The following is a 12,629-nucleotide window of genomic DNA, read 5'->3' as shown; positions in this document are numbered from 1 at the left end:
CGCCCAGGCGGCTACCGCCCGCCGGCGCGGCTCGCTATGATCCGCGCACTTCTCAAGGATGTCCCCACACGCATGACCACTCCGCAGATGTCGGTATATTTTTTTCTGCAGGCTGCAGCGATCCTGCTGGTATGCAGATTGGTCGGCATGCTGGCCAAGCGCATCGGGCAGCCGCAGGTGGTGGGCGAGATGATTGCCGGGGTGATGCTGGGGCCGTCGTTGTTCGGCTTGCTGGTGCCGGGCGTGCAGGCAGCGTTGTTCCCCAAACAGACCATGGATGTGTTGTACGTGTTCGCGCAGTTCGGCGTGGGCCTGTACATGTTTCTGGTCGGTACCGACTTCCGCGGCGATCACTTCCGTGCGCGTTATCGCAGCGCGATGAGCGTGTCGCTGGCCGGCATCGCGGTGCCGTTTGCACTGGCCTTTGCGATGTGCCCGTGGTTGCTCAATGTGGAAGGCCTGTTCTCGGAGAAGGCCAAGCTCATGGAAGCCTCGCTGTTCCTGGGCGCGGCCATTGCGATCACTGCCTTCCCGATGCTGGCGCGCATCATCCACGAGCGCGGCCTGACCAATAGCCCGTTGGGCACGCTGGCACTGACTGCAGGCGCGTTCGACGATGCGGCAGCGTGGTGCATTCTGGCGGTGGTGCTGGCCAGCTTCGGCGGCAGCTGGGGCAGTGCGTATCTGGCCATCGGCGGCGGCGTCGCGTATGCGGTGTTCATGCTGTTTGTCGGCCGGCACCTGCTGCGCCGCCTGGCCGATCACGTGGTGCCGGATCGGCCGCTCGGCAACAGCATGTTGGCGGTGGTGTTGATGCTGTTCTGCGTCAGCGCCTGGGCAATGGATGCGATCGGCATCCATGCCGTGTTCGGCGGCTTCCTGCTCGGCGTGTGCCTGCCCAAGGGCGCATTGACCGAAAAACTGCGCGAAATGCTGCAGCCGTTCGTGGTGGTGTTGCTGCTGCCATTGTTTTTCACCTATTCGGGCTTGAAAACCCAGCTCAGCGTCTTGCTGCAGCCGCAGATCATGCTGGCCGGTGCCGCCATCCTGGCGGCGTCGTTCATTGGTAAGGGCGTGGCCTGCTGGGCCGCCGCTCGCGCCACCGGCGAAAACAACCGCGATGCGATGGCGATCGGCTCGTTGATGAACGCCCGCGGGTTGATGGAGCTGATCATCATCAACATCGGCTTGCAGGCCGGGGTGATCGAGCAGGGGCTGTTCTCGGTGCTGGTGTTGATGGCAATCCTGTCCACCTTGATGGCCACGCCGCTGTTCAACTGGATCATGCGTCGCCATGCCAACGTGACCGACGCGGTGCCGAGTCTGCAACAGCGGTGAATACGCGCAGCCGCCTGGAGTACCGGGCCGCTGCGAGCGGTGCGGTGCACGCGAGAGCGCTTCAGCGCGAAAGCGGCAATTGCACGTGGGCCAACAACCCGCCGCCGGAGCGATTGCTGAGGGTCAGGCGGCCGTCGTGCGCCTGGCAGATGGCCGAGGCGATGGCCAGGCCCAGGCCGCTGCCGCCGGAGTGCCGCGCGCGCGAACTGTCCGCGCGCCAGAAGCGGTCCAGCAGGTGCGGCAGATGTGCAGGCTCCACGCCGGGGCCGCGGTCGCCGACCGTGACGATCACATGCGCGCCATCGCGATGCATCTGGATGTCCAGCGCCTTGCCCGCGGCGGCGTAACGCAGCGCATTGTCGATCAGGATGGAAAAGACTTGGCCCAGGCGATGACGGTCGGCATGGACGCGTAGTCCGGAAGGCGCGGGAGCGGTGATCGTCATCTGCAACGCATGGATGGTCGGGCCTGCCCATTCCACCTGCTCGGCCATCAGCTCGTGGAGATCGACGTCTTCGGGCTCCAGCACCAGTTGGCCGGCGCGCGCCAGCGACACCAGATGCAGATCGCCGATCAGCCGATTGATCTGTTCCAGCTGGCGATGCACCAGCCGGAGTTGTTCGGGTTCGCGTGGGAAGACCTCGTCCAGCATGCCTTGCACACGCCCCATGGCGGCGTTGAGCGGTGTGCGCAATTCGTGCGCCAGCATTGCGCTGGAGTCGCGCAATTCGCGTTCGTACTGCTGAAGCTTGCCGCTCATGGCGTTGAAGTCGTCAGCCAGCGCGGTGAGCTCGTCCGGCGCGCCGGACACCAGCTGCGCGCGTGCGCTGAAATCGCCATCGCTGACCCGGTGCGCGGCGCTGGCGACCTGGGAAAATTGCCGTGAGAGCGGACGCGATGCGAGCAGGCCGCAGACCACAATCACCGGGATGGACAGCGTCACCATGGCCCACAGCATCCACCAATCCGGGTTGGCCAGTCCGGGCAGGAAATTTTCCAGGTCGTAGTACTGCTGGAACAACTGCCACAGACGCGCCTCGTTCGCAGTGGGCTGTTCGCGCAGTTGTTCGAGTTCGGCACGTGCAGCCGCCGGCAGTTTTCGCAGGATCAGGCTATCGCGCAGATTGAAATAGCACCACATGCCGAAGGCGATCACCACCACGGTCACCACCGCCAGCGCGCTCATCCGCAAGCCGACCCACATCCACAGCGGCGCTTGCCGGCGCCGGGCGATGAGGCGCCGCAAGGCGTTCATTGGAAGCGGTATCCCACTGCGCGCACGGTGACCAGCACGCCGGTGATGCCGTGCACTTCCAGCTTGCGGCGCAGGTTGTGGATGTGCGAATCCACCACCCGTTCCAACGCATCGCTGTCGGGCAGGCAGGCGTTGAGCAATTCGCTGCGGGTAAATGCCTTGAACGGGGTCTTGAGCAATAACGCGAGCAGATTGAATTCGGTCGGCGTCAGGTCGAGTGCGACGCTGTCGCCGGTTTCGCGTTGCACGGTGGCCACGACCGCGGCCGGATCCACGCTCAGGCGGCCGTGCCGCAACGGCTCGCCTGGCGCGCGCACTGCCACGCTTCGGCGCAGCACCGCATGCACGCGCGCGACCACCTCCTTGGGACTGTACGGCTTGACCACGTAATCGTCGGCGCCGTAACGCAGTGCTCCGAGCTTCTCCGGCTCGTCGCCGATGGCGGTCACCATGATGACCGGTGTGTCGCTGGCGCGGCGGATCGCCGACAGCACCTCGATCCCGCTGAGCTTGGGCAGCATAACGTCCAGCAGCACCAGATCCGGCACCCACTGGCGATGCAGGTGTATCGCCCGCTCGCCGTCTCCGGCGATGGCAACGTCGAAGCCGTCGCGACGCAGATAGGCATCCAGGATGCTGGCGCTATCGGCGTCGTCTTCCACCAGCAGAACCTTTTTGCCTGTCATGGCGTAGTGCCTGTCGTCTCGATCAAATCTGGATAAATCCCGAAAACAACCTGGACGCTGCGGGTCGAGGATGTCGGTCGAGATTGGCTCGTGTACTCCGACACCATGATTCCACAAATGATCGCGCACCGTTGTTCCCGTGCCCTGCATCTTGCGGCAGTTGCCGTGCTGCTGGGCGGCTGTTCATTGACGCCTACGTACCAGCGACCTGCGGTCACCGTGCCGGGCACCTTCGGCAGCTCGCAGGCGATGTCCGCCGCGGCAGCGAGCGCGCCGGTGGGTATCGAGCTGAATTTGCAGGAACGCGCGTTCGTGCAGGCGTTCGCGCCGGATCGCGATCTGCGGCCGTTGCTGCAACGCGCGCTTGCGCACAATAGCGACTTCCGTCGCGCCGCCTTGCAGGTGGAGCAGGCACGGGCGCAGTACCGCATCGAGCGGGCGGCGCGTGTACCCACCATCGGCGTGGGCGCACAACAGCTGCGGCAGCGTTTCGACGATCCGGCGCTGGACGCACGCTACCAACAGGATCTGGTCGTCGCCAACGCCGGCATCGGCAATGTCGAGCTGGATTTCTTCGGCAAGCTGCAGGCGATGTCGGAGGCGGCGCGGCAGCGCTATCTGGCCAGCACCTATGGACGCGATGCGGCGCGTGGCGCGCTGATTGCCGAGGTGCTGCGCGCCTATACCGCCGAACGGGCAAGCGCCCAGGTGCTGCAGCAGTTGCAAGCAGCCGATGCCGACAGCACTGCGCTGCTGGCGATCGCACAGCAGCAGTACCGGATCGGGCTGATCGCACGCGAGCAGCGCGATAGCCAGCAGCACCAGGCCGATCAGGCCCACGTCGCGGCACTGCAGGGAGCCGACGACCACGCTGCGGCGTTGCGTGCGCTGCAGTTGCTGGCCGGTTACGACAGCGCGCCGGTGCCCGGCGACCTGCAGAGCCTGGTTGCCGCAGATACGCCCAGCACGGCATGGCGTGCGCTGGATTCCTCGCTGCTGCTGCAACGTCCGGACATCCAGCAGGCGGAACTGGAACTGCGCGCGGCAAACGCCGATATCGGCGCCGCACGCGCCGCGTTCTTTCCATCGATCACCTTGAGCAGCAGCGTGGGCACTGCCAGCGACGGCTTGAATGGTCTGTTTTCCGCCGGCCACGGCATGTGGAGCTTCAGCCCGCAATTGAATCTGCCGTTGTTCGATGGCGGCCGCAATCGCGCCAATCTTGCGTTGGCGCAGGTGCGCCAGCGCGCCGATGTCGCTGCCTACGAGCAGGCGATTCAATCCGCCTTCCGCGAGGTTGCCGATGCGCTCGACGCACACGCCACCTTGGCCGAGTCCGAGCCACGCGTGCGTGCGCAGGCCGAGCGTGAGCAGTTACGCGTGACGCGGATGGCCAGGCGCGTGGACGCAGGCCTGGAAGACCGTACCACGCTGTTGAGCGAGCGCCTGCGCACGACGCAGGCACAACTGGATTACCTGACCACCGCACGCCAGCGCGTGCTGAGCCGGATCGCGCTGTTCCAGGCGTTCTACGGCGTTTGTCTGCCCCCCCTTTCTTGATTGATGACGGAGATTTTCATGGCCATTGTGTTTTCCACGCAGCTGCGTCGATGCGCCGCCCTGCATGTTTCGCTGTTGGCTTCCAGCCTGCTCCTGCCGTGCCTTGCGCAGGCGCAGACCGATCTGACCGGCAGCTCGCGGCTGCTGGGCGACCATACCGAGATCACCGTGGGCGCGGCAGCGGTTGCGGCGCCGCGCTACGCCGGCGCCGAGCGCGCACGCGTGCAGGCCAACCCGGTGCTGGTGGTGCAGCGCGGCATGCTGTTCTTCGATGCCGCGCGTGGCGCGGGCCTGCAATTCCAGAGCGACTCCGGTTTCTATGCGTCGCAATCGGTGTATTACGACCTGGGCCGGCTGCAACGCGACAACGACTGGCGTCCGGGTTCGCGGGTGTTGGCCGGCATGGGCGACGTGCCGGGATCGGTCACGGCGCGCACGCTGCTGATGCAGCAGATCACCCCGTACGTCAACGTCAATGCGGAAGCCGAATTCGCGCTCAAGGACGCTGCGCGGCGCAATCGCTATCGCGCCGGGGTGGAGTTCACCCTGCTGCACAGCGCCAGCGACACGGTGACGCTGGATCTGGACGTGCATGCCGGTGACCGTCGTTTCAATCAGGCGTATTTCGGTGTCACCGATGCGCAGTCCGCACGCTCGGGCTTGCAGCGCTTCAATGCCGGCTCGGGTGTCTATGCCGCTGCGGTGGGTAGCAGCTGGACGCACTCGCTGGGCGATCACTGGGCCACCACGGTGGGCGTGACCGGAACGCGTTATGCCGACAACGCCGATGACAGCCCGCTGGTGGTACGCCGCAGTTTTGTCAGCGGCACGTTTGCAGTGACCTATAGCCGCTGAGCGGCGCATGGCAGGGGAGAGCGTGATGATGGAATTCTTTCGCAGGATGGCGTGGTGCAGTCTGGTGCTCGTGCTGGCCGGTTGCAGCCGGCCGGATGCGCCGGCTGCCGAGACACCGCGGGCGGTCAAGCTGGAGCGCTTCGGTGCCGATCACACCGGATGGCTGCAGGTGCCGGCGATGGTGCGTCAGGAACAGCGCGCCGAGTTGGCATTCGAGAGCGGCGGACGTATCGCCGCCTTGCTGGTGGATGTGGGCGATCACGTGCAGAAAGGGCAGGTCCTGGCACGTCTGGATGCCGAGCCGCTGCAGTTGCGCCAGCAGCAGGCCGATGCAAACCTGCGTGCGGCGATGGCACAGTCTGGCGAGCGGCAGCTGCAACTGCGCCAGCAGCAGGCCATGTTCGACGATGGTGCCAGCTCTGCGGCCACGCTGGCCGCCGCACGTGCGGCGGCGGATGCGGCAAGCGCGCAGCTGCAGGTGGCAAGGGCCGACCTGGCGCTGGCGCGCCGCGCATCGCGTCTGGGCGAGGTGCGCGCACCGTTCGATGGCAGTGTGATCGCACGCCTGCAGCAACCGCAGACCGATGTGGCGGCGGGGCAGGTGGTGCTGCAGGTGGAAGGGCAGGCGCATCTGCAATTGCTCGCCAATCTGCCGCCGGTTGCTGCCGCCGGGCTGAGGCCTGGGCAAACCGTGCAGGCCACGCTGGCCGACGAGCCTGCGGTGCCGCTGACGTTACGCGTGCGCAGCCTGTCCAGCCGCCTGGATAACGGCGCCACTGCGCTGGCGATTCTCGAGGTGGTACGCGCGCCACAAGCCTTGCGCAGTGGCGACAGTGTCCTGCTGCAATTGCCTGCACATGCCGCAGGCGCGCCCAGCGTGCCGCTGTCGGCGGTATTGCCCAGGCTCAATCGTCAACAGGCCAGCGTGTTCGTGTATCGGCCGGCACAACGGATCGTGGTCGAGCGTGCGGTCGAACTCGGGTCGATCGTCGGCGGGCGGATCCAGGTCCAGCGCGGATTGCAGGCAGGCGAACAGGTGGTCAGCACGGGCGTGGGCTTCCTGATCGATGGCCAGCCGGTGATGCCGTTTCAGGCGCAAACGCAGCTGGGCGGAGTGCAGGCGCCATGATGCTGACCCGGATGGCGATGACGTCGAGCCGGCTGACGTTGTTTGCGGCAGTGATGATTCTGGTTGGCGGCATCGTGGCGTTCGTCGGATTTCCCTCGCAGGAGGAACCGTCGGTCACCGTCCGCGACACCATCGTGTCGGCGTCGTTTCCGGGCATGCCCAGCGAGCAGGTGGAAACCCTGCTGGCGCACCCGATCGAAGAGCGCTTGCGCGAACTGGCCGGCATCAAGCGCATCGTGACCACGGTGCGGCCCGGCAGCGCGATCGTGCAGCTGACCGCTTACGACGATGTGCAGGATCTGCCGGCGTTGTGGCAGCGCGTGCGCGCCAAGGCGACCGAGGCCGGTGCGCAGCTGCCTGCGGGAACGCTCGGGCCATTGATCGACGACGACTTCGGCCGGGTGTCGGTGGCCTCGATTGCGGTCACGGCGCCAGGTTTTTCGATGAGCGAGATGCGTGCCCCGCTGCGGCGCATGCGCGAGCAGCTGTACACCTTGCCGGGCGTGGAGCAGGTGAGGCTGTACGGGCTGCAGGACGAGCGCGTCTACGTGGCGTTCGATCGCGCGCGGCTGCTGGCCACCGGGCTGAGCCCGGCCAGCGTGATGGCGCAGTTGCGCTCGCAGAATGTGGTGGCCTCCGGCGGCCAGACGACGGTCTCCGGGTTGGCGATGACGGTTGCGACTTCCGGCGAGATACGCACGCCTGCGCAGTTGCAGAACCTGCTGCTGACCTTGCCGACAGCGAACGCCACTGGCGCGCGCGAGGTGACCTTGGGCGAGCTGGCGCAGGTGCAGGTGATGCCGGCCGATCCGCCGGAAAGCGCGGCCGTCTACCAGGGCCAGCCAGCGGTGGTGGTGTCGGTGGCGATGCAGCCCGGCAGCAATATCGCCGAGTTCGGTAAAACGCTACGCGCCAAGCTGGACGAGACCGCGCACCAGTTGCCCGCAGGGTTCGCGCAGCACGTGGTCACCTTCCAGGCCGACGTGGTCGAGCGCGAGATGGACAAGATGCACCACGTCATGGGCGAAACCATTGTCATCGTGATGGCGGTGGTGATGCTGTTCCTGGGCTGGCGCACCGGCCTGATCGTCGGCGCGATCGTGCCGCTGACCATCTTCGCCTCGTTGATCGTCATGCGCGTGTTGAGCGTCGAACTGCAGACGGTGTCCATCGCCGCGATCATTCTTGCGCTTGGCCTGCTGGTGGACAACGGCATCGTCATTGCCGAAGACATCGAACGCCGCCTGGTTGCGGGAGAAGAGCGTCGTCAGGCCTGCATCGCAGCCGGCCGTACCCTGGCGACCCCGTTGCTGACCTCCTCGTTGGTGATCGTGCTGGCGTTTTCGCCATTTTTCTTCGGCCAGACCAGCACCAACGAATACCTGCGCTCGCTGGCCACCGTGCTCGGCGTGACGCTGCTGGGTTCGTGGCTGCTCAGCATCACGGTGACGCCGCTGTTGTGCATGTACTTCGCCAAGGCGCATGTTGCACAAGACAGCGACACCGAAGAATCACGCTTTTATCGTAGCTATCGCCGTGTCATCGAACGCGTGCTGATGCACAAGGCGCTGTTCATCGCCGGGATGGTGGCGATGCTGGCGGTGGCGGTCACGGTGCTGGTGTCGATCCCTTACGATTTCCTGCCCAAGTCCGATCGTCTGCAGTTCCAGATGCCGGTGACCCTGCAGGCGGGCACGGACGCGCGCGAAACCCTGCGCACGGTGAGCGAGCTGAGCCGTTGGTTGGCCGATCGCCGCGCCAATCCGGAGGTTGCCGACAGCATCGGCTATGTCGCCGACGGCGGCCCGCGCATCGTTTTGGGCCTGAATCCACCATTGCCTGCAGCCAACATGGCGTATTTCACCGTGAGCGTGCGGCCCGGCACCGACATCGATGCAGTCATTGCACGGGTACGCGCGCATGTCCGCAGCCGCTTTCCCGCGGTACGCGCCGAACCGAAGCGGTTTTCGCTGGGCGCGACCGAAGCCGGGATGGCGGTGTATCGGGTGGTCGGCCCCGACGAAGCGGTACTGCGCAGCAGTGCGGCGGCCATTGCCAAGGCGCTGCGCGCAGTGCCGGGCACCGTGGATGTGCAGGACGACTGGCAGGCGCGCATTCCGCGCTACGTGGTGCAGGTGGACCAGCTCAAGGCCCGGCGTGCCGGCGTGAGCAGCGAGGATGTCGCCCAAGCGCTGCAGGCGCGCTACAGCGGCGTGGACGCCTCGTTGCTGCGCGACGATGGCAGCTCGGTGGCGATCGTATTGCGTGGCAGTGCGCAGGAGCGTGCCGCCGATGGCACGCCCGGCGACACCCTGGTGTACGCGCAAGCCGGCGCTGCGCCGGTGCCGCTGGCGGCGGTCGCCACGGTGCTGCGCGACAGCGAGCCCTCGGCGATCCAGCGGCGCAATCTGAGTCGAGCGATCACGGTCACCGCACGCAATCCACGCTTGACTGCGACAGAAATCGTCGAGCGGCTGTCGGCGCCGATGGCCGCGCTCAAGCTGCCGCCCGGTTATCGGCTGGAAATCGGCGGCGAGCTGGAGGATTCTGCCGAGGCCAATCAGGCGCTGCTGCAATACATGCCGCACGCACTGGGCGCGATCCTGCTGCTGTTCGTGTGGCAGTTCAACTCGTTCCGCAAGCTGTTCATCGTGATGTCGGCGGTGCCGTTCGTGTTGATCGGTGCGGCATTGGCTCTGGTGATCACCGGGTATCCGTTCGGCTTCATGGCTACCTTCGGCTTGCTGGCGCTGGCCGGGATCATCGTCAACAACGCGGTACTGCTGCTGGAGCGCATCGAGGCCGAACTAGCCGATGGCCTGCCGCGCCGCGAGGCGGTGGTCACTGCAGCGGTCAAGCGCCTGCGCCCGATCGTGATGACCAAGCTCACCTGCATCGTCGGCCTGATCCCGCTGATGCTGTTCGCCGGCCCGCTGTGGACCGGCATGGCCATCACCATGATCGGAGGCCTGGCGTTGGGCACCCTGGTGACGCTGGGCTTGATTCCGATCCTGTACGACTTGCTGTTCGGCCTGCGGTGGTCTGGTCGTGGGGCTGCGGATCATGGAGCTGGCGGCGCATGAAGACATGGTCATCGACGTCACTGCACAGCGTCCGTTGGGTGCTGCTGTGCGCAGTGCTCGGCAGTGGTTGCGCAATGGTGACGCTGAAGCCGGTGACACCCGAGGCGTATCTGCAAACACTGCGTGGCGACGCATTGAGCACCGGCACACTCGGGAGTGGCACGCTGGAGAGTCTGCGCGTGCTCGGACTGGATGCGGGCAGTTGTGCCGATGCGCGCAGTCAGTGCGTTGAACAGCTAATGCACGGCGCTGGCCTGCCGCAGGAGCGGCGCCTGTCTGCGGCAGCGGAGGTGTCGCTATTGCAGGCGCTCAAGCGGCGTCCTGCCGCCGGCGCGCAGGTTTCCGATGCGGAGTTGACCCGCTGGTTGCAGACGGCGCGCTACGCGTATGCCTATCTGTTCTACAGCGGGCGTTCGCCCAGCGAGCGTGCGTTCGAGGATCGCCAGACCCAGGTGCGCGATTACTACAACTATGCGACCGAGCAGAGTGTCGCCGCGTTGTTCCAACGCTACCGGCAGGCAGAACCGCGCGACGGCGAGTTGACCCGGTTGCCGGCACCCGCGCCGTGGACGGTCACGCTGGATGTCAGCGAGCTGGGGCCGATCGAGCAGATGCCGATGCCACAGGCAATCCTGTCTGCTTCGACGATGCGCTTCGACGGCTTGCGCAGCGTCTATCGTCGCGACGGCTTCGGCACCGCGATGGTGGCGGTGTTGCCGGGAACACATCAGGCGCCTCCCGCAGCGGATGCGGACATCGCCACCGGCGACTTCAATGAAATGCACACGCCCAATGTCACGGTGCTGCTGCGCTTCCATGGCAGCTCGCTGGCCCAGGTGCTCGGCAGCACGCAGGTGACGCTCGAAGGGCACGATCCACTGCAAACGGCCAGCTCCGGCTTCGGCGACTACCAGGCACCGCTGGCGGGCAACTTCACCGCCGGATATGGCGTGTGGCTGGCGCGCGCGGGTTTTGCCGATCAGTCGCTGCGAACGTTCTTTGGGCTGAAGCAGGGCATCAGCAAGCCGCAGGTGTTCATGCTTCAGCCTTACGACCCGAACCGACGGGTGTTGCTCCTGCTGCATGGTCTGGCCAGCAGCCCGGAGGCCTGGGTCAACATGGCCAACGAAGTGTTGGGCGATGCGGCACTGCGTGAGCGTTACCAGATCTGGCTGGTCTATTACCCGACCAATCTGCCGCTGCCGTACAACCACATCGCCGTCCGCCGCACCATCGAGACCACCTTGCAGCACTTCGACCCGGCCGGCAACAACGCCGCGTCACATGGGATGGTGCTGGTCGGGCACAGCATGGGCGGCATCCTGGCGCGGCTGATGGTGTCATCCAGCCGAGGCGACACGCTCTGGTTGCGCCTATTTGGCGATCTGTCCCCAGACAGCGACCGCGTCGCACGTGCGCGCCGAAAACTCGGCCCGATGCTGGAGTTCACAGCGATGCCGTCCGTCGGGCGCGCGGTCTTCATCGCCGCGCCGCATCGAGGCACGCCTGCAGCGGACGGCATGTTGGCGGGAGTGGTGAGACGCTTCGTCGTCCTGCCGGCGACCTTGCTGGGCCGCTTTGCCGATGTCATGGACGTGGCCGGCACACGTCCAGATCGCCTGCCGACCAGCATGGATAATCTCCGCGACAGCGATCCGTTCATCCAGGCAGCAGCGGAGCTGTCGATCAGCCCCAACGTGCCGTATCACTCGATCATCGCGCGCCGCACGCTGCACGGCCCGCTGGCGAGTTCCGGCGATGGCTTTGTGCCGTATCGCAGTGCGCATCTGGATGGTGCCCGCTCGGAGAAGGTGATCCTGTCTGGCCACAGCGTGCAGGAGACGCCTGCCGCGATCCTGGAAATCCGCCGCATCCTGCGCCAGGACAGTGGTTTGCCGGATGCGCTGCCGGCGTCGCTGGAACCATTGGCTCGAGATGCGGTGCGATCGCAAGAGCCGTAACGCACGACTGGTTGCCGGCATCCTTTCGATGACGCTGCGCTGCAGTCCCTGGCCGGGCGCGCCATACTTGGCGTTGAGACAGGCGACCAAGACCCGATGACCAAGGCCAAGAAGAAAGCTGCGCAGCAGGCGGTGCCCGCGCCTGCGCCGGTGTATCAGCTGCATGTTTCGCTGGTGGAGAGCGCACCGTTGATCTGGCGCCGCGTGCTGGTGCCAGGAGCGCTGCGCCTGGCCACGCTGCATCGCGTGTTGCAACCGGTGATGGGCTGGAACGGCGCGCATCCATACGAATTCGACCTGGGCGGCGGCCGCTACGGCGAGTCCGGGCTGGATGTTCCAGACCGACCGCGGCTCAAGCATGCGGCCCGTGTCACGCTGGAAAGCGCGGTGGGCGAGCTGGAGCGGTTCGACTACTTCTACGGTGCCGGCGCGGGTTGGCAGCACCGCGTCCAGGTCGAGGCGATCCTGCCACCGGACGCGAGCCTGCGCGCGGGCCGTTGCGTGGACGGCGCCAGTGCCTGCCCGCCGGAAAGCAGCGAAGGAATCGACAGCTACCAGGCGTTGCTGCGGATCATCGCCGACCCGGAGCATGCGCAACATGTGCAGGAGCTGGCCACCCTGGGCGGGCGCTTCGATCCGGGCCATTTCGATCTGGCCGAGGTCAACCGCCTGCTCGCGCGTGTCCGCGAGTGAGCGCGACCGACGCCTCATGATCTGCAGTGATGCCCAGGCCATGCATGGCCTGGGCAACCGAGATCGATC

General features: G+C 66.1%; 9 protein-coding genes. 7 read left to right on the top strand and 2 right to left on the bottom strand.

The features are described 5' to 3' along the window. Window positions 1-72: 72 nt before the first annotated feature. Window positions 73-1,338, top strand: a complete 1,266-nt coding sequence (locus Y887_RS14075) for a cation:proton antiporter (protein WP_046964932.1) — start codon at window positions 73-75, stop codon at window positions 1,336-1,338. A gap of 61 nt (window positions 1,339-1,399) precedes the next feature. On the opposite strand, the gene Y887_RS14070 is transcribed toward Y887_RS14075, so the two are convergent. Next, window positions 1,400-2,593, bottom strand: a complete 1,194-nt coding sequence (locus Y887_RS14070; RefSeq protein ID WP_046964931.1) for a sensor histidine kinase — start codon at window positions 2,591-2,593, stop codon at window positions 1,400-1,402. Then, window positions 2,590-3,279 carry a response regulator gene (locus tag Y887_RS14065; protein ID WP_046964930.1) on the bottom strand — a complete coding sequence of 230 codons (690 nt, stop codon included), beginning with the start codon at window positions 3,277-3,279 and terminating at the stop codon, window positions 2,590-2,592. Before Y887_RS14065 ends, Y887_RS14070 begins: the two co-directional genes overlap by 4 nt. Window positions 3,280-3,384: 105 nt before the next feature. Here Y887_RS14065 and Y887_RS14060 point away from each other — a divergent pair, with 105 nt between their 5' ends. From Y887_RS14060 to Y887_RS14035, 6 genes are all read left to right on the top strand, one after another. Beyond that, a complete protein-coding gene (locus tag Y887_RS14060) occupies window positions 3,385-4,839 on the top strand; it encodes an efflux transporter outer membrane subunit (RefSeq protein WP_046964929.1) in 1,455 nt (484 codons plus the stop codon). An 18-nt stretch (window positions 4,840-4,857) separates the two neighbouring features. Beyond that, the gene (locus Y887_RS14055) at window positions 4,858-5,694 is read left to right on the top strand and encodes a MipA/OmpV family protein (RefSeq protein ID WP_046964956.1); all 837 of its coding nucleotides are present in this window, start codon (window positions 4,858-4,860) and stop codon (window positions 5,692-5,694) included. Window positions 5,695-5,719: 25 nt separating this feature from the next. Next, window positions 5,720-6,823, top strand: a complete 1,104-nt coding sequence (locus tag Y887_RS14050) for an efflux RND transporter periplasmic adaptor subunit (RefSeq protein ID WP_425445610.1) — start codon at window positions 5,720-5,722, stop codon at window positions 6,821-6,823. Beyond that, window positions 6,820-9,906 (top strand): efflux RND transporter permease subunit, encoded by a 3,087-nt coding sequence (locus Y887_RS14045; protein WP_046964927.1) that lies wholly within the window; start codon window positions 6,820-6,822, stop codon window positions 9,904-9,906. Before Y887_RS14050 ends, Y887_RS14045 begins: the two co-directional genes overlap by 4 nt. Continuing rightward, the gene (locus Y887_RS14040; protein WP_052765015.1) at window positions 9,903-11,867 is read left to right on the top strand and encodes an esterase/lipase family protein; all 1,965 of its coding nucleotides are present in this window, start codon (window positions 9,903-9,905) and stop codon (window positions 11,865-11,867) included. The genes Y887_RS14045 and Y887_RS14040 overlap by 4 nt, the downstream gene beginning before the upstream one ends. 96 nt (window positions 11,868-11,963) lie before the next feature. After that, entirely contained in the window at window positions 11,964-12,560 is a 597-nt protein-coding gene (locus Y887_RS14035; RefSeq protein ID WP_046964926.1) for a plasmid pRiA4b ORF-3 family protein, read from the top strand. Window positions 12,561-12,629 lie beyond the last annotated feature (69 nt).

The sequence above is a fragment of the Xanthomonas pisi DSM 18956 genome, from assembly GCF_001010415.1.
Taxonomy (GTDB): Bacteria; Pseudomonadota; Gammaproteobacteria; order Xanthomonadales; family Xanthomonadaceae; genus Xanthomonas; species Xanthomonas pisi.
This window is presented reverse-complemented; position numbering and strand designations above follow the sequence as displayed.

Coding starts and splice junctions, on each gene's coding strand:
- Y887_RS14075 (WP_046964932.1), top strand. CDS start 73: ATGACCACTCCGCAGATGTCGGTATATTTTTTTCTGCAGGCTGCAGCG.
- Y887_RS14070 (WP_046964931.1), bottom strand. CDS start 2,593: ATGAACGCCTTGCGGCGCCTCATCGCCCGGCGCCGGCAAGCGCCGCTG.
- Y887_RS14065 (WP_046964930.1), bottom strand. CDS start 3,279: ATGACAGGCAAAAAGGTTCTGCTGGTGGAAGACGACGCCGATAGCGCC.
- Y887_RS14060 (WP_046964929.1), top strand. CDS start 3,385: ATGATTCCACAAATGATCGCGCACCGTTGTTCCCGTGCCCTGCATCTT.
- Y887_RS14055 (WP_046964956.1), top strand. CDS start 4,858: ATGGCCATTGTGTTTTCCACGCAGCTGCGTCGATGCGCCGCCCTGCAT.
- Y887_RS14050 (WP_425445610.1), top strand. CDS start 5,720: ATGATGGAATTCTTTCGCAGGATGGCGTGGTGCAGTCTGGTGCTCGTG.
- Y887_RS14045 (WP_046964927.1), top strand. CDS start 6,820: ATGATGCTGACCCGGATGGCGATGACGTCGAGCCGGCTGACGTTGTTT.
- Y887_RS14040 (WP_052765015.1), top strand. CDS start 9,903: ATGAAGACATGGTCATCGACGTCACTGCACAGCGTCCGTTGGGTGCTG.
- Y887_RS14035 (WP_046964926.1), top strand. CDS start 11,964: ATGACCAAGGCCAAGAAGAAAGCTGCGCAGCAGGCGGTGCCCGCGCCT.